This is a genomic window from Bisbaumannia salifodinae, assembly GCF_055388505.1.
Genome location: NZ_AP043781.1, coordinates 1,550,766 through 1,567,910, shown reverse-complemented (window position 1 = coordinate 1,567,910; position 17,145 = coordinate 1,550,766). Strand labels below are relative to the sequence as shown.

The following is a 17,145-nucleotide window of genomic DNA, read 5'->3' as shown; positions in this document are numbered from 1 at the left end:
CATCCCGAGGAGAATAATGAAAATGACGATGAAGCACGCCAAGAAAGCCCTCTCCGCCCTGCTGCTGGGCGGCGCCTTGGGCACCGCCGGCCTGGCCCAGGCCACCGACCTCAACCTGGTGTTCCTGGCCAACGAAGAAGACCAAGAATATGACGCCGCCCAGGTGTTCAAGAACTATGTAGAGAGCCGCACCGGCGGGGAGGTGAATGTCAACATCTTCGTCGGCGCCCAGCTCTGCGGCTCCGCCAACGAGTGTTTCGAGGCCATGCAGGCCGGTATCGTTGACCTCTTCACCGCCACCGCCGGCGGCGTGGCGGCCATCTATCCGCCGATCCAGGGCCTGGATATTCCCTACGCCTTTCCGGATGATCGCGCTGCCATGACCATGCTCACCGATCCGCAGTTCACCAGTTTCCTGCGGGATGAGATTCTCGAGGCCAGCAACGACAGCATTCGCCTAATGGCGATGACCCAGACCGGCGGCTGGCGAAATATTGTTAATGGCGAGCGGGAAATCCGCACCCCTGCCGATGCCGAAGGCCTGCGCTTCCGTACCATCGAGTCGGAAATCCAGCAGATCATGGTACGCGAGATGAATGCTTCTCCGACTCCGCTCCCCTGGCTCGAGGTCTATACCGGCCTGCAGACCGGAGTGGTAGACGGCACCCTCAACTCCATCTCGGATATCACCAATATGAACTTCCAGGAAGTTATCAATTACATGACCCTGGATAATCACGCCTATATGTCGTCCATGTGGCTGATGGGAAACCAGAAGTTCCAGTCACTGACGCCGGAGCAGCAGCGCGTGGTGGCCGATGGTGCGGCCATGATGTCCACCGTGCAGTTCGGTATCCAGCCGCGCAAGGAACTGGAGGCCTACCGCCAGTGGCGTGAGGCCGGTGGTGAGTTCTACACTCCCACCGAGGAGGAGATGGCCGAGTTCCGCGCCCTGGCCGAGCCGGTTCGTGGGTGGTACCTGGAAAACTTCGGCGAGCAGGGCGAACGCTTTATCGCCGAGTTCGAAGGTGCGCGAGAGCGGGCTCAGGAGCGGATCGATGCCGATCGTGCCTCTGTGCTGCAATGAGTTAAGCTAAGAGTGAGTACACGCCCCGGCCCAGCCCGGGGCGTTGTCGTTGGCGCCCTCGGAACAGTCCCAGTGGGCGGTCGATCCGCGTCGGTCGAAGATCGACGTCGCTCCCGATTCAGAACAGCCCCAGTTGGCGGTCGATCCGTGTCGGTCGAAGGTCGACGCCGCCCCAGGCTTGCTTAGAACAGCCCCAGCTGGCGGTCGATCAGGGCATCGAAGTCGTCGCCGACGAAGGGCAGGATGGCGTCCGCCACCGGCTTGAGCTGGCGGCTCAGGTAATGGTCGATATCGATGGGCGAGTGCCGTGCCTCCAGGGGCTCGGGGCCGGCGGTGGTGATCACGTAGCGGATCCAGCCGCCGTTCCGGTACTGGGGCGGCCGGCCCAGGCGGGCGTTATGCTCATCGGCCAGCCGCGCGGCACGCACCTGGGGCGGCACATTGCGCCGGTAGTCGTCGAGTCGCCGGCGCAGCCGCTTGCGATAGACCAGCCGATCGTCCTCCTCCCCCGCCTCTAGCCGCGCCACACAGTCTCGGATGGTGTGATTGATCGTCTCGCGCACATAGTCCCGGTAGGGCTCGCCGGTGAAGACGCGGCGGTAGAGCTCGCGCTGGAACGCCTGGGCCAGCGGCGTCCAGTCGCTGCGCACCGTCTCCATGCCCTTGAAGATAACCCGCTCCTCCCCCGCAGCGTCGCGCACCAGGCCGGCGTAGCGCTTCTTGCTGCCCGCCTCGGCGCCGCGAATGGTGGGCATCAAAAAACGCCGGTAGTGAGTCTCGAACTGCAGCTCCAGGGCACTCTCCAGGCCCAGCTCCTCGGCCAGGTGCCAGCGCCACCAGCCGTTGACCTGGGCCACCAGGCGCTGGCCGATAGTCGCCGCCTCGACCTCCTCGCAGGCCCGCCCCAGCCACACGAAGGTGGAATCGGTATCGCCGTAGATCACCGTATAGCCCTCGGCCTCGATCAGCTCCCGGGTGCGATGCATGATGGCGTGGCCGCGGCGGGTGATCGACGAGGCCAGGCGGGCATCGAAGAAGCGACAGCCCTTGGAGCCCAGCACCCCGTAGAAGCTGTTCATGATGATCTTCAGCGCCTGGGAGAGCGGCGCATTGCCGGCGGCCTTGGCGGCCTCGCGACCGGCCCAGACCCGTTCGACGATGGCCGGCAGGGCATGATGGCGGCGCGAGAAGCGCCCCTCCAGGTAGCCGGGCACGGCGTCGGCTTCCTCCTCGGCGGCGATCAGCCCCACCGGGTCGATCAGGAAGGTGCGGATGATCGACGGGTAGAGGCTCTTGAAGTCGAGCACCAGCACCGAGTCGTAGAGGCCGGGGCGGGAATCCATGACGAAGCCGCCGGGGCTCTCCGCCGCTTGCCCCTCCCCCAGGTTGGGGGCCACGAAGCCCAGGCGGTGCATCGCCGGCAGGTAGAGGTGGGTAAAGGCGGCCACCGAGCCGCCGCTGCGATCGGCGGGAAGCCCAGTGACGCTGGCCCGCTCGAGCAGGAAGGCCAGTAGCTCGGTCGTCTCGAAGATCCGCGTGACCAGCTCGCAATCCTTGAGGTTGTAGCGGGCCAGCGCCGGCTTGTCCTCGGCGAAGCGCCGCTCGATCTCCGCGAGGCGCTGGTAGGGATTATCGACGGCCTTGCCCTCGCCGAGCAGGGTCCGGGCCACATGCTCCAGGCTGAAGGAGGCAAACTGCCAGGTGGCACCGCGCAGGGCCTCGATGCCATCGACGATCAGCCGCCCGGGGGCAGAGACGAAGTGGTAGTTCTCCTGGCTGCCATGGGCGCGCCACTCCAGTGCCGTTCTCCCACGCCCCAGCCGCAGCGGCACGCCCAGGGCCTCGGCATGCTTCTGGAGGAGACGCAGGTCGAACTGCACCAGGTTCCAGCCGATGATGACGTCGGGGTCGACCTCGGCGAACCAGGCATTGAGCCGCTCCAGCAGCTCGCCGCGACTGGCGCAGTAGTCGAGGGCAAAGTCGAGCTCCGCCGGGGCCTCGCCATTGGCCGGCCCCAGCATCAGCACCCGGCGCTCGGCACCGCTCTCCAGGGCGATGGAGTAGAGCTCGCCGCGGCCGCTGGTCTCGATATCCAGCGACACCATGCTAAGCGGCGGGCGATAATCCGGGGCGGGGCGCAGCCGGGCATCCTTCAGGCCGCCCTGGCCATCCGGGGTGCCGGTGACTTCCACCGGGGCGGTGATAAAGCGCTCCATCAGGTAGCGCTCCGGGGGGCGGATATCGGCCTCGAAGCAGTCGACGCCGGCCTCGCGCAGGCGTCGCACCAGGCGCTGCAGCTGGCGGTACTGGGGGCAATAGAGGCCGAGCACCGGGCGCCGCTGGAAGTCGCGAAGCTCAAGGGGGCGGAGTTCGGCCTCGCCGGCCAGCTCTCTCGACAACAAGGGCTCGGCCAGCCGGCGCTGCCCGGCGGGCAGGAAGGCCACCGAGGGCCGGGGCGCCAGGGTGACCCTCAGGGGCCCCTCGTCGGTGGCCAGCCAGAAGCTCACCCGCGTACCTGCCGCGCCCTCCTCCCAGTGCCGCGTCAGCAAAAACCCCTGCCGTGTGATCACCGCCCACCCTTATGCCATGACTCTCGGGCCATTCTAGCGCCATCGGCATGCCGACGCTTCGGACGGCGACCGCCGACGGCAGGGGCGGCGGGCCGGTGACGTCAGAGGGTCATATAGGGCGAGGCCTGATGATCCTCGAACCGATAGACCTCGTAGGGTTCGCGCTGGGGGCCCGGCATGCCCGGCGTGCCGAGGGGCATGCCGGCCAGGCCGATGCCGGCCGTGGCGGGGCGCTCCTCGAACAGCGACTCGACGGCGGCCAGCGGCACATGGCCCTCGATCCAGTAGTCGCCCAGCGACACGGTGTGGCAGGCACCGAGGCCATAGGGCACTCCGGCGGCCTGCTTGATCTCGCCCAGCTCGATATCATCGACCACGGTCACCGCGATGCCCAGGGTTTCCAGGTGGCGGGCATAGGCATCGCAGCAGCCGCACTGCGGGTTCTTGTACAGGGTGGCCTCCTGGGGCAAGGCGGCCTGGGCCGTGGCGGCCCCCAGCAGCAGGATGCCACCGGCAAGCAGCGCGATCAGGTGACGGTTCATCGACGATCCCCCTTGTGGGACAGGAAAAGGTATTTGACGAGCGCGGCGATACCCAGGCCCAGCAACAGCAGGAAGGCGAGCGGCATTAGCCACCCCCACCAGGTGCCCATCAGGGCGAAGCAGTCGGCATTCATCATGGCCCGGCTCCCGAGGCAGGCCCCGGCGAGGCGCCGCCGGGATAACGGCCTGAACCTAGCACCTATGGGTAGCCCCAAGGTCAAGTCCCCTGGGCTCCTGTATAGGGTTCCTGGGGGGCGAGGCATGGCTCGCCCCAGACGCACCACTGCCGAGGGTGGCATCCGGCTGCTAGGATAAGCGGCGCGGGGTGCACTCGCCGGCGCCACGGGTTCAGGCCCGTTTCAGGTTCGTGCGCTATAAACGAGCCTCCCCAGACACCACGCAAGAGGTGACACCATGCGCAAGACGCTGCTGGCCCTGCTCCTCGGCCTGACCGCGACCACCGCCTTCGCCGCCGGCGAACACGGCGGCTCCCATGACGCCACCGGTGAGGCCGATATCGATCGCACCATTCGTTTCGAGGCAGGCGACATGTGGTTCGCCCCCGAGGGGCTCGATATTGCCCCGGGCGAAACCCTCCGCTTCGAGATCACCAATACCGGTCATCTCGAGCATGAATTCGTCATCGGCGATGCCGAGGCTCAGGAGGCTCATCGCCGGATGATGCTGGAGATGGGCGGCAGCCATGGCCATGGCGAACACGGCGGCCATGATATGGCCGAGGGGGCGCATGGCGGTCAGATGCCCTCGGTGACCATCGCGCCGGGCGAGACGGCGGTGCTGGTCTGGACGGCCCCGGCGAATGTGGACGACCTGGAGTACGCCTGCAATATCCCGGGCCACTATGAGGCCGGCATGTCCGGGACCCTCGAGTTCCAGGGATGAGCTTGCCGCATGAAACTGTTGCTTCTCGAGGATGACGACCTGCTCGCCGAGAGCCTGGCCGAGAGCCTGAAAGACAACGGTTACCGCACCGACCTGGCCACCTCCCTGGGGGCGGCCAGGTCACTGATGGCCACCGAGACCTATGCGCTGGCCATCCTCGACCTGGGGCTGCCGGATGGATCGGGCCTGGCGCTGCTCAGGCAGTGGCGTCAGCAGGGTCGCGACCTGCCGGTATTGATCCTGACCGCCCGCGACACCTGGGAAGACAAGGTCGTGGGGCTGGAAGGCGGCGCGGATGACTACCTCACCAAACCCTTCCACGAGCCCGAGCTGATCGCCAGGATCAAGGCGCTGTTGCGGCGGCGTTCCGGCCACCTCTCCCAGCGACTCTCGCTCAACGGCGTCTGCCTGGATGAGGCCAACCAGAGCGTCAGCGTCGACGGGGGACCCTGGCACTCCCTGACGAGCACCGAGTTTCGCCTGCTGCGCTACTTCATGCACCACCCCGATCGCATCCTCTCCAAGGCGCACCTGCTCGATCAGCTCTATGCCCTGGATCAGGACGCGGCGGCCCCCAACCTGGTCGAGGTCTATATCGGGCGGCTGAGACGCCACCTCGGCAGGTCGCGGATCGAGACCCGGCGCGGCCAGGGGTATCGCTTTGTTTCGCATTGATCGACGCAGCCTGCGGATGCGGTTGCTGGCCTGGCTCTCCGGCATCGCCCTGCTGGTGACCGGCACCACCTGGCTGCTGCACGGCATCCTGCTGCAGGACCTGGCCCGCGACTTCCTGGGGGCCCGGCTGGCACGGGAGGCCGACCACGCCATCGACCAGCTGCGCCAGGATCGGTTGGCCACGCCGGCCCTGCTCGATTCGGCGAGTCGTGGCTATCAGGTCTTCCACCACCTCTATGTGCTGCGCCTCGGCGATGACATCAGCGCCTCGACACCCCACTGGCGAGGCGTCCTGGCCGAGGTGCTCGACGCCCCCGGTGATGCCCTCGTCGAGGTCGAGGCGCAGGCGCAACACCTGCTGGTCTATCGACGCCACTTCACCATGAACGGCAATGACGGCGTCCTGCTGGTGGGGGAGGATTTCGCGCAGGTCGAAGCGGGGCTGCACCAGTTGCACTGGTGGGTCGGCGGTATCGCCGCCGGGCTGCTGTTGCTGCTGGTCTCCCTGAATCTGCTGGCGGTCAATCGGGGGCTGATTCCCCTCGCCCGGCTTCGCGACCAGTTGGGCGAACTGCGCCTGGGGCAGCGGGAACGCCTCTCCCCGGACGTGCCCTCGGAGCTGGATAGCCTGGTCATGCAGCTCAACCATTTCATGGACGAGATCGACGCTCGCCTGCAGCGCTCCCGTGACTCATCGGCCGACCTCTCCCATGCCCTGAAGACGCCGCTGGCGGCGGTCACCCAGGTGCTGAGGGGGGCGCGTCCCATCGACGACGAGCGTCGCCAGAAGTTGGTGCGGCGCCTCGAGGAGGTGCATGCCCAACTGGATGCACAGCTACGGCACTCACGCATCGCCGGCCCCCATGCCGGGCGCATGAGTGACCCGCACCGGGATGGCACCCGCCTGATCGAGCTGTTTCGCGCCCTCTACCCGGATCGACGGTTCACCCTGCGCCTGCCGCAGGCCAGCGACCAGCGCGTGCCCATCGAGGCCCAGGATCTCTCCGAAATGCTGGGCATCCTGCTCGATAACGCCGGGAAATGGGCCACCCGCGAGGTGACCTGCCGCCTCACCATCACGGACACCCTGCGTATCCTCGTCGAGGACGATGGGCCCGGCGTCGCCGAGGCCGACCTGTGCCGTCTCGGTCGGCGGGGCACGCGACTCGATGAGCGCCACCCCGGGTACGGGCTGGGCCTGTCGATCCTCACGCAACTGGTATCGCGCTACTCGGGACAGACTCGGTTTGCCACCAGCCCGCTCGGCGGCCTGAGGGTCGAGCTGACGATCCCCCTACGGCCGGGGTAAGGCCAGTTTTTTTCAGGGCGAATTCAGCTTGTCCCCTCAAGATGGCTCCGACCAGACACTGACGGGAGTCCTGCATGGCAAGTTCGAGAGTCATCACCCAGCCGCTGTCCCGCCGCCAGCTCCTGAAAGGCGGCGCGGCCCTCGGCCTGGGATCGGCGGCCGCCCTGGGCCTTCGCCCCAGTTGGGCCGACCCCTGGGGCCAGACCAGCGCCTATGCCAAGGGCGTCGAGGAGGGGCCCGAGGTGTCCCTGGCGATCCGTCGGGAATCACTGCCAATCGCCGGCCAGGAAGCCCATCCGATCAGCATCAACGGTACCAGCCCCGGGCCGCTGATTCGCCTCAGGGAGGGCCAGGATGCCGTGCTGCGGGTCACCAACCTGCTCGACGAGCCCACCTCCATTCACTGGCATGGCCTGATCCTGCCCCCCGGGATGGACGGCGTGCCGGGGATCAGCTTCGCCGGCATCGCCCCCGGCGAGACCTTCACCTACCGCTTTCCGGTGCGCCAGAACGGCACCTACTGGTATCACAGCCACTCCGGCCTGCAGGAGCAGCTCGGCCATGCCGGCCCCCTGATCATCGACGCCGCCGAGCGCGAGCCCTTCCGCTACGACCGCGAGCATGTGCTGCTGCTCACCGACTGGACCTTCGAGGAGCCCATGGCGGTGTTCCGCAACCTGAAGACCGCCGAGGGTTACTACAACTTCCAGGAGCGTACCGTCGCCGACTTCTTCGCCGACGTGCGCGAACGGGGCTTCGCCGCGACGGCCGAACGGCGCGGCATGTGGGCGCGGATGCGCATGAGTTCGCGGGATATCGCCGATGTGACCGGCAGCACCTACCGCTACCTGATCAATGGTCATTCGCCCGAGGAGAACTGGACGGCGCTGTTCCGGGCCGGCGAACGGATTCGCCTGCGGATCATCAACGGCTCGGCGATGAGCTACTTCGACGTACGCATCCCGGGGCTGAGGATGACCGTGGTGGCCGCCGACGGCCAGCCGGTGCAGCCGGTCCCCGTCGACGAGTTCCGTATCGCGGTGGCCGAGACCTATGACGTCCTGGTGGCCCCCGAGGACGACACCGCCTATACCCTCTTCGCCGAGTCCATGGACCGCAGCGGCTATGCCCGTGCCACCCTGGCGCCCCGGGAGGGGATGGAGGCGGAGCTCCCCGAGCGTCGCCGGATCGCCGACCGCGGCATGGAGGCCATGGGCGCCCACGGCATGGCGGGCATGGATCACTCCACGATGGAGGGAATGGACCACTCCGGCATGGGAGACATGGATCACTCCACGATGGAGGGGATGGGTCACTCCGGCATGGGAGGCATGGATCACTCCAATATGCCGGGGATGGATCATTCCGCCATGCCGGGCATCTCGGGTGAACAGGACAGAATCACCGCCGGTGGCATGCTGGCGGCAGGCGCGGCACAACCGGGCTCCCGCTACGACCAGGCCGGCATCGGCATCGATCCCGATGAACGCCGCGTGCTGGTTTACCGCGACCTCAAGGCCTTTACTCCCTGGCCGGATCGTCGCGAACCGGGCCGCGAGCTGGAACTGCACCTCACCGGCAACATGGAACGCTATATGTGGTCCTTCGATGGCCGGAAATTCAGTGAGGTAAGCGGCCCCATTCATTTCGCCAAGGATGAGCGCCTGCGACTGATCCTGATCAACAACACCATGATGGAACACCCCATCCATCTCCACGGCATGTGGATGGAGCTCGAGAACGGCCAGGGCGAGCTGATTCCCCGCAAGCATACCCTCAACGTCAAGCCCGGCGAGCGGGTCTCGGCGCTGATCACCGCCGACGCCGAGGGCAGCTGGGCCTTCCATTGCCACCTGCTCTACCACATGGACGCCGGCATGTTCCGTGTCGTCGAGGTGTCGTAAGGAGAAACCATGACTACCCGAGCCTCAATAACCGCGGCCGGCGTCCTGCTGGCCATGGCCACGCTCCCCACCGCCCAGGCGGAGGACGGCTACGATGCCCCGCCCGACTGGCCCGCCCCGATGGTCGAGCACAACATGGGCATGGCACTGTTCGAGCGACTGGAATACGCCGTGCCCGACAAGGGCGAAGAAGCGCTAATCTGGGACTTTCAGGCCTGGTACGGCGGCGACGTCAACCGCCTCTACCTGAAGTCCGAAGGCGAGAACGTCCAGGGCGACGGCGAGGATGCCGAGTTCGAATCGCTGGAGTTGCTCTATGGCCGCCTTATCGCCGACTTCTGGGAGCTCCAGGGCGGCATCGGCTATCAGGGCGGGGTCTTCTCCGACGACCATGCCGAGCGCACCTACGCCGTGATCGGCCTCCAGGGCGTGATGCCCTACGGCATCGAGACTGACCTGGCGCTGCAAGTCAGCGACGACGGCGACGTCTCGGCCAGCGTCGAGGGAGAGTACGACCTGCGTCTCACTCAGCGCCTGTACCTGCAGCCACGCACCGAGATCGCCGTGGCCGCCGGCGAGGCCGAGGCGTTCGGCGTCGGCGAGGGGCTCAACTCGGTTCGCGTCGGCCTGCGTCTGCGCTACGAGATCACCCGTCGTGTCGCCCCCTATCTCGGCACCTACTGGGAGAAACGCTATGGGGAAACCGCCGACCTGGCCCGCGCCGACGGCGACCCCAGCGAAGATACCGGCGTCGTCGCCGGGATCAGGCTGATGTTCTGACACCACCCGCGGGACCGCGGCGGCACCATTACGCCAGGTGCGGCATGAGCCACTGGGCCAGTTGGGCCGGCTGCATCACCCCGGCCTGGCGCGCCACCTCGCGGCCCTCGCGGAACACCATCAGGGTGGGGATGCTGCGGATGCCGAAGCGCCCGGCCAAGGCCTGCTGCGCCTCGGTATCCAGCTTGGCGAAGCGCATGCGCGGCTCCAGCTCCCGGGCGACCTGGGCGAAGAGCGGCGCCATCATCTGGCAGGGCCCGCACCAGCCGGCCCAGAAGTCCACTACCACCGGCAGCTCGCTGCGCGCCACCAGGGCGGAGAAGTTATCGGCGGTCAGCGCCACCGGTTCTCCGGTGAACAGCGGTTGCTTGCACTTGCCGCAGCGCGGCCCATCATCCAGGCGCACCCGGCTGACGCGATTGACGGCATGGCAATGGGGGCAACCCAGAGTCAGGGCATCGGACATGGGAGTCTCCGGAGCGAAATCGGCCTAAGGTCCCCCCCAAGATGGGGGCGAGGCCACCCGGCCTCAAGTCAGCCGAGAGATGACACCCCAGGCAGGCAGACGATGCCCTCGGGGCAGAAGCACGATGGCTCGAACTCACCGGGGTAGCCTCCGGGATTGGCCACTACCCGGGTACCGCGACAGATGAGGTCCACCGGTTCATGCACATGGCCATGCAGCCACAGCTCCATGCGCCCCATCAGCCTCTCCAGGTGCGAGGCGAAGGCCGGCGAGAGCGGGTCACCCCGATAGCGGGGCGGGATGCATTGGGCCAGGGGCGCATGATGGCTGATCACTACGCTGGGGCCGGCCCAGGGCTTGGCGAGCTGCGCCTCGAGCCAGGCCAGCGCCTGCCCATGCAGGGCGCGACTCGCCGCTGGAGTAAAGGCCTCGCCGGCGGGCTGCTCGATCACTTGAAAGTCCGGCATCAGCCGCCGCGCCTCGCGCTCGGTATGCTCGGAATCCTGGGTCGGGTCGTCGGCATAGAGGGCGAAATCGGTCCATAGGGTGGTGCCCAGGAAGCGTACCCCGTTAAGGATCACCTCATCGTTATCGAGCAGATGGATACCGAGCCGCTTCGCCTCGGCGCGCAGCTCTCGGCGCAATGCCGGCATGCAGCTGCCGTAATACTCGTGGTTGCCGGGCACATAGAGGATCGGCTGGTCGCGAAACTGGGTCGCGGCCCAGGCCAATCCCTGCCCCTGGGCATGGATATCGCCGGCCAGCACCACGACATCCGCCGCCACCATGGGCAGCTCTCGCCCATCATCAAAGTGTTCCAGGTGCAGGTCGGACAGGACCCGTAGACGCATTATGACCTCCGGTGTCGATGCGATGATTCCATCCTACTAGCCTACTGGTTAGTCGCCAGCGGCCGACTAATGAGATTCCGTGCGGCCCTGGCAAGGCCGGATAGCAGAACGCCTGCCCCCGACTCGGCCGAGGCTAGTCCGCCCGATAATGCACCGCCAGCCAGATGCTGTCGCGCTCCAGTGGCGTCCAGGCCACCCGATGGCGACGATGGGCGGGGATCAGCAGATGATCGCCCGGCAACAGATGGCGGATCTCGCCGTCCTCGAACTCCAGGCGCGCCTCGCCGGCCAGCAGGGCGACCCACTCGTGATCGGCCTGGTCATACCAGCCGGAGACGTGTCCCCGGGAGACGATGCGCTCCACCCGCACGCCCTGGCCCCGGGCCAGTACGTCGACGATTTCCTCGGGGAGCGCCTCGGATGGCGAGGCGAGTAGGTTGGCGGTCATGCACCCTCCACCAAAGTCGGATTGCTCGCACCGCTCAAGCTGTCATGATGCCTCCCATAACGCGAGGACAGCCAATAACAACAAAAGCCACCATAACAAGCGTCGCGGCAACAACAAGAATAATAGACGCATAAAAAAGGCCCCCCGAAGGAGGCCAGGTGGAGCACGCCAGCTCACTCTGTGTATCGCCGTTATCCGGCGATGTCGCGATTCGTCACTCTCTTCTCGTTGTTCTTGCTCCCGGACGCCCTGCGTCGATCCCGTGATCTCTTCCTTGCCCTTCGGCCGGTTTTCTCGCGACCGAGGCTTCTGCTTGTCATTACCTATTCGAAATCCATGCCACTCTCTCTACAACTTCTTTACTATCAGCAAGTTACAAAAACATCCCCGTATCGCATGGCGTCTGGCTCTGCCACCGACCTCACGGTGCCGCACCACTAAGGGGCTTTTTCGCATCAGAGCGCATCACTCTTGTGCATCTCCCCATTAACTTGGCTTTCACTGGTGATTTTTCCTGTCATCGTCGCCTCCTTCGCAAGAATAAGTATCACCTGAACTTCGCCTCTGCCTCCTCGAGTCCCCAGAGAGTTGATGGAAAGGCTTTCCATAACGCATTATTGCCGGCATCTGACCCTGCCGGAGACTCCCTGATGACGCACCCCCGCCTCGGCTTTATCGGCATCGGCCTGATGGGCGACCCCATGACCCGCCGCCTGCTGGCGGCCGGCTTCGATGTCACCGTCTGGAACCGCTCTCCCGCCAAGGCCGAACCGCTGGGCGAGGCCGGTGCCCGCCTCGCCGCCTCCGTCGCCGAGCTGGTCGCCGAGGTCGACGTGATCATGCTCTGCCTGGCCAATACCGATGTGGTGGAATCGGTGGTCTTCGGCGAGGAGGGCGTGGCCGCCCATGGCCGCCCCGACCAGCGGCTGATCGACTTCTCCAGCAGCGACCCGACGGCCACCCGCGACTTCGCGGCCCGCCTCGAGGCCGCCTGCGGCATGGACTGGGTGGATGCCCCGGTCTCCGGCGGCGTGGCCGGTGCCGAAGCGGGCTGCCTGGCCATCATGTGCGGCGGCGACGCCGACGCGGTCGACGCCTGCCGCCCGCTGATGGCGCCGCTGGCCGCCCGGGTCACCCATATGGGCCCGGTGGGGGCCGGTCAGGTCACCAAGGTCTGCAACCAGATGGTGGTGGGCTGCCAGGCGGCGGTGCTGGCCGAGATGGTGGCGCTCGCCGAGGCCAGCGGCGTGGATGCCACCCGCCTGACCGAGGCCCTCGCCGGCGGCTTCGCCGACTCCAAGCCCTTCCAGATCCTCACCCCGCGCATGGCGGCGGGGGACTTCGCGAACCCGCCCTGGCATCTGCGCACCCTGCTCAAGGACCTGGACATGGCGGTGGCCCAGAGCCAGCGCAGCGGCAGCGCCACCCCCATGAGCGGCCTGGCCGCCCAGTTGATGCGCGCTCACGCCAGGCGCGGCCACGGCGAGCACGACCCGGCCATCCTGGTGGAAGCCTATCGGGACTGAAATCACTCGTCGGGATGCCTCTCCCCGATCTTTCGCCATTGGCAGGCATCAGGGAAACAGGACGCCTATCACGCATCCAAATATGGGGTATGACTTGTCTGGGCCGGCGACCTATTGAAAACTGATCGGGCAACAACACAGTGAACCCAGCACCCATCCTGGGATATGCAATAAGGCACCTGAACCACGCTTGCGTGGGTAACCCTTCGCCAACGGCGATGGGTGCGTATTATTCAGGAGCCTTTGCATGGAATCATCCCCTCGTCACCCCTCCCCCCGTCTCTGGATTCGCCAGCCGCTGAGCTGTGCCGACCCGGCCGCCGCGAATGGCGTGGTGATCCAGGACAGCCGTATCGTCGAGCGCCTCGCCACCGGCCAGGAACCCAGCCTTCCCGTCGACCAGGTCTTCGATGCCTCCCAGCATGTGCTGCTGCCGGGGCTGGTCAATACCCACCACCACTTCTACCAGACCCTGACCCGGGCCTACTCCGCGGCACTCAACAAGCCGCTCTTTCCCTGGTTGACCACCCTCTACGACGTCTGGGCCAACCTCGACGAGGAACAGATCGCGGTGGCCAGCGAGCTGGCCATGGTCGAGCTGCTGCTTTCCGGCTGCACCACCGTGGCGGATCACCACTATGTCTTCTCCCAGGCCCTGGAGTCGGCCATCGATCGGCAGGTCGAGACCGCCCGGCGACTCGGTGTACGGGCTGCCCTGACCCGCGGTTCCATGAGCGTGGGCCGCGACCAGGGGGGCCTGCCACCCCAATCGGTGGTACAGGACGAGGCCCGCATCCTCGACGACAGCCGTCGCTTGATCCAGCACTACCACCAGCCTGAGGAAGGCGCCATGATCACCGTGGCCCTGGCCCCCTGCTCACCCTTCTCGGTCAGCCGCGAGCTGATGCGCGCCACCGCCGATCTGGCCAAGGCGGAGGGGGTGCGCCTGCATACCCATCTGGCGGAAACCGAGGACGAGACCCGCTACTGCGAGCGCCTCTTCGGCCTGCGTCCCCTCGACTACCTGGACGACTGCGGCTGGCTCAATGATCGCACCTGGCTGGCCCACGGTATCCACTTCACCAACGAGGAGATCCAACGCCTGGGCCGTGCCGGCACCGGGATCGCCCACTGCCCCTCCTCCAACATGGTGCTGGGTTCGGGGCTCTGTCCCACCCTCGAGCTGGAGCGCGCCGGGGTCCCACTGGGGCTCGCCGTGGACGGCTCGGCCTCCAACGATCACTCCAACCTCGCCGAGGAGATGCGCCAGGCCATGCTGCTCGGCCGCCTGCGCTACCGTCCCGACCAGATCGGCCATGACGACGTGATCCGCTGGGCCACCCAGGGCTCCGCGCGCTGCCTGGGCCGCACCGATATCGGCGGCCTGGCCCCCGGCCAGCAGGCCGACCTGGCCCTGTTCAAGCTCGATGAACCGCGCTTCTCCGGTGCCGAGAACCTACTCGCCGCCCTGCTGCTGTGTGGCGCCCACCGCGCCGACCGGGTCATGGTCGCCGGTCGCTGGCGGGTCATCGATGGGGCGATCCCGGATCTCGACCTGGGCGCCCTGATGGCGCGCCACCAGGAGGCCGCCCGGCGGCTCTGGCGGGCTCTCTAAAGACCCGCGTGACCACGCACTCCCACCAAACCGGTAGCCAATAACGACAACCTGCCGACACCGCCTCCGGGCGAAGGAGTCCCAGATGTCCAACGATAATTCCTGGTTTCGCCGTTTCTCGGCCAGTGCCGACGTCAACGAGATGCCCCCACTCAGGCGGGCCGTGCCCCTGGGTATCCAGCACGTGCTGGCCATGTTCGTCGGCAACGTGACCGTGCCGCTGATCATCGCCGGGGCCATGGACCTGCCCAGCGAGATCACCATCTTTTTGATCCAGGCGACCCTGTTCGTCTCAGGCATCGCCACCCTGGTACAGGCCCTGGGGTTCGGCCCCCTGGGAGCCAGGCTGCCCATCGTGATGGGCACCAGCTTCGGCTTCGTGCCGGTACTGCTGCCCATCGCCCTCAACCTGGGCCTGCCGGCGGCGCTGGGGGCTACCCTCTGCGCCGGGGTGACCATCGCCCTGGTCGGGGCCTTCCTGCCCTGGGTGCGCTTCCTGTTCCCCCCGGTGGTCACCGGCACCTTTGTGCTGATGATCGGCATCCTGCTGCTCCCGGTAGGCTTCGCTTACGCCGGCGGAGGCTTCGGCGCCGCCGACTTCGGCGCCTCCCACCATCTGCTGCTGGCGGGACTGGTGTTCGCCGTCACCCTCGGCTGCCATCAGTTCGCCCGCGGCTTCTGGTCGGAGGCGGCACCGCTGATCGGCCTGGTGGCGGGCTTCGCCACGGCACTGGCCACCGGCCTGGTAGATCTGTCGCGGGTCGCCGAGGCCGACTGGCTCACCCTGCCCCGCCCCCTGGCCATCGGCATCGAATTCCATTGGGCAGCGATCCTGCCCATGGTGCTGCTGGCCCTGGTCACCTGCGCCGAGTCCATCGGCGATATCGTCGGCACCACCGCCGGTGGGCTGGACCGCCAGCCCACCGAGTGGGAGCTCTCCGGCGGGGTGATGGCGGATGGCGTTGCCAGCGTCTTCGCGGCCGGCTTCAACGCCTTTCCGCAGATCAGCTTCAGCCAGAACGTGGGCATGGTGGCGCTGACCGGCGTGGTCAGCCGCTTCGTGGTGGCCATCGGTGGCGGCTTCCTGCTGGTGGCCGGCCTGTTGCCCAAGCTGGGGGCCCTGGTCTCGAGCATCCCCAATGCGGTACTCGGCGGCGCGGTCCTGATCATGTTCGGCATGATCACCAGCGCCGGCATCAAGATGCTCAGCCATGTGGCCTTCGACAAGCGCAACATGGTGATCATCGGCGTCTCGCTGTCGGTGGCCATCGGCCTGCCGGCCCATGAGGACTTGCTGGCGGGCGCCTCGGCTGAGGTCCGGGCCATGCTCGACTCCGGGCTGATCCCCGGCGCCCTCTGCGCCATGCTGCTCAACTTGCTGCTCCCCACCCCCGGCAAGCGGGCGCGGCCGACCCGGGTAGCGGAGCTCCCCCATGACTGATGGTGCCCCCGCCACCAGGGCCTCGCTACCAGGCTAGTCCCCCTTGCCTCGCGCTCGACGCCGCTTCAGGGCGTCGCTTGGCCCCGCCACCCAGGCGGGGCCCTTTTGTCGATTGTTCCCCCCCGCCGCCTTCCGTACACTTGTTTGATCTTCAGTGACCCATTTCGATGAGCGAGACAGCCATGGCATTCGCGGGAACCTCCACCTACGTGGCCACCGAGGCCCTCAAGCAGGCGGTCAACGCCGCCGTGACCCTGGAACGCCCCCTGCTGATCAAGGGCGAGCCGGGCACCGGCAAGACATTGCTGGCGGAGGAGCTGGCGGCCGCCCTGAACACCCGGCTGATCACCTGGCATATCAAGTCCACCACCAAGGCGGCCCAGGGTCTCTACGAGTACGATGCGGTGAGCCGCCTGCGCGACTCCCAACTGGGCATCGAGGGGGTCGAGAACGTCACCAACTACATCAAGCCCGGCAAGCTGTGGGAGGCCTTTACCGCGGACGAGCGGGTGGTACTGCTGATCGACGAGATCGACAAGGCGGATATCGAGTTCCCCAACGACCTGCTCCAGGAGCTCGACCGCATGGCCTTCCATGTCTACGAGACCGGGGAGACCATCCAGGCCCGCCACCGGCCGATCATCGTCATCACCTCCAACAACGAGAAGGAGCTGCCCGACGCCTTCCTGCGCCGCTGCTTCTTCCACTACATCGAGTTCCCCGACCGGGAGACGATGCAGGCCATCGTCGATGTGCACTTCCCGGAGATCGCCCCCCGGCTGGTGAGCAAGGCCCTGGAGGTGTTCTTCGAACTGCGCCAGGCCCCGGGACTCAAGAAGAAGCCCTCCACCTCGGAGCTGGTGGACTGGCTGAAGCTCTTGATGGCCGACGACCTGGCCCGGGAGGCGCTCTATCACCGCGACCCGGTCAAGGCGATTCCGCCGCTGGCCGGGGCCCTGGTCAAGAACGAGCAGGACACCCAGTTGCTGGAGCGGCTGGCCTTTATGCTGCGTCGCAAGAGTCGCTGA

The 17,145-nt window shown here is 66.8% G+C and carries 16 protein-coding genes; 10 read left to right on the top strand and 6 right to left on the bottom strand.

All coding sequences use genetic code 11. From position 1 onward, the window contains the following. Nucleotides 1–16: 16 nt before the first annotated feature. Nucleotides 17–1,087, top strand: coding sequence for a TRAP transporter substrate-binding protein (locus ACZ5EF_RS07085; protein ID WP_464123139.1), 1,071 nt, complete (start codon nt 17–19; stop codon nt 1,085–1,087). A 182-nt stretch (nt 1,088–1,269) separates the two neighbouring features. Here ACZ5EF_RS07085 and ACZ5EF_RS07080 read toward each other — a convergent pair whose 3' ends face one another. The 3 genes from ACZ5EF_RS07080 to ACZ5EF_RS07070 form a co-directional block, all read right to left on the bottom strand. Beyond that, nucleotides 1,270–3,594 (bottom strand): DNA polymerase II, encoded by a 2,325-nt coding sequence (locus ACZ5EF_RS07080; protein WP_464123136.1) that lies wholly within the window; start codon nt 3,592–3,594, stop codon nt 1,270–1,272. Nucleotides 3,595–3,758: 164 nt separating this feature from the next. After that, a complete protein-coding gene (locus ACZ5EF_RS07075; RefSeq protein WP_346063075.1) occupies nt 3,759–4,199 on the bottom strand; it encodes a DUF411 domain-containing protein in 441 nt (146 codons plus the stop codon). After that, complete coding sequence (locus ACZ5EF_RS07070) at nt 4,196–4,336, bottom strand: hypothetical protein (protein WP_346063076.1); 141 nt, start codon at nt 4,334–4,336, stop codon at nt 4,196–4,198. The genes ACZ5EF_RS07075 and ACZ5EF_RS07070 overlap by 4 nt, the downstream gene beginning before the upstream one ends. 277 nt (nt 4,337–4,613) lie before the next feature. Between ACZ5EF_RS07070 and ACZ5EF_RS07065 the strand changes: the two genes are divergently transcribed. The 5 genes from ACZ5EF_RS07065 to ACZ5EF_RS07045 all read left to right on the top strand — a co-directional run bounded on the left by ACZ5EF_RS07065 (nt 4,614) and on the right by ACZ5EF_RS07045 (nt 9,770). Further along, a complete protein-coding gene (locus tag ACZ5EF_RS07065; protein WP_346063077.1) occupies nt 4,614–5,102 on the top strand; it encodes a cupredoxin domain-containing protein in 489 nt (162 codons plus the stop codon). A 9-nt stretch (nt 5,103–5,111) separates the two neighbouring features. Continuing rightward, entirely contained in the window at nt 5,112–5,777 is a 666-nt protein-coding gene (locus tag ACZ5EF_RS07060; protein WP_346063078.1) for a response regulator transcription factor, read from the top strand. Further along, nucleotides 5,764–7,086: a sensor histidine kinase gene (locus ACZ5EF_RS07055; RefSeq protein WP_346063079.1), complete on the top strand. Its 1,323-nt coding sequence runs from the start codon at nt 5,764–5,766 to the stop codon at nt 7,084–7,086. Before ACZ5EF_RS07060 ends, ACZ5EF_RS07055 begins: the two co-directional genes overlap by 14 nt. Nucleotides 7,087–7,160: 74 nt before the next feature. Beyond that, nucleotides 7,161–8,990 carry a copper resistance system multicopper oxidase gene (locus tag ACZ5EF_RS07050; RefSeq protein ID WP_346063080.1) on the top strand — a complete coding sequence of 610 codons (1,830 nt, stop codon included), beginning with the start codon at nt 7,161–7,163 and terminating at the stop codon, nt 8,988–8,990. 9 nt (nt 8,991–8,999) lie between these two features. Beyond that, nucleotides 9,000–9,770 carry a copper resistance protein B gene (locus ACZ5EF_RS07045; protein WP_346063081.1) on the top strand — a complete coding sequence of 257 codons (771 nt, stop codon included), beginning with the start codon at nt 9,000–9,002 and terminating at the stop codon, nt 9,768–9,770. A gap of 28 nt (nt 9,771–9,798) precedes the next feature. Here the strand turns inward: ACZ5EF_RS07045 and trxC are convergent, their stop codons facing one another. From trxC to ACZ5EF_RS07030, 3 genes are all read right to left on the bottom strand, one after another. Next, entirely contained in the window at nt 9,799–10,236 is a 438-nt protein-coding gene (gene trxC / locus ACZ5EF_RS07040; protein WP_346063082.1) for a thioredoxin TrxC, read from the bottom strand. 68 nt (nt 10,237–10,304) lie between these two features. Then, nucleotides 10,305–11,087, bottom strand: a complete 783-nt coding sequence (locus ACZ5EF_RS07035) for a metallophosphoesterase (RefSeq protein WP_346063083.1) — start codon at nt 11,085–11,087, stop codon at nt 10,305–10,307. A 133-nt stretch (nt 11,088–11,220) separates the two neighbouring features. Beyond that, on the bottom strand, nt 11,221–11,535 hold the full coding sequence (locus tag ACZ5EF_RS07030; RefSeq protein ID WP_346063084.1) for a cupin domain-containing protein: 315 nt from the start codon (nt 11,533–11,535) through the stop codon (nt 11,221–11,223). 650 nt (nt 11,536–12,185) lie between these two features. On the opposite strand from ACZ5EF_RS07030, the gene ACZ5EF_RS07025 reads away from it, so the two are divergent. The 4 genes from ACZ5EF_RS07025 (at nt 12,186) to ACZ5EF_RS07010 (ending at nt 17,145) form a co-directional block, all read left to right on the top strand. Then, nucleotides 12,186–13,061, top strand: a complete 876-nt coding sequence (locus ACZ5EF_RS07025) for an NAD(P)-dependent oxidoreductase (protein ID WP_346063085.1) — start codon at nt 12,186–12,188, stop codon at nt 13,059–13,061. Between the two features lie 247 nt (nt 13,062–13,308). Next, nucleotides 13,309–14,676, top strand: a complete 1,368-nt coding sequence (locus tag ACZ5EF_RS07020) for an 8-oxoguanine deaminase (protein ID WP_346063086.1) — start codon at nt 13,309–13,311, stop codon at nt 14,674–14,676. 85 nt (nt 14,677–14,761) lie between these two features. Further along, nucleotides 14,762–16,117 carry a uracil-xanthine permease family protein gene (locus ACZ5EF_RS07015; protein ID WP_346063087.1) on the top strand — a complete coding sequence of 452 codons (1,356 nt, stop codon included), beginning with the start codon at nt 14,762–14,764 and terminating at the stop codon, nt 16,115–16,117. Between the two features lie 182 nt (nt 16,118–16,299). Further along, entirely contained in the window at nt 16,300–17,145 is an 846-nt protein-coding gene (locus ACZ5EF_RS07010; RefSeq protein WP_346063088.1) for an AAA family ATPase, read from the top strand.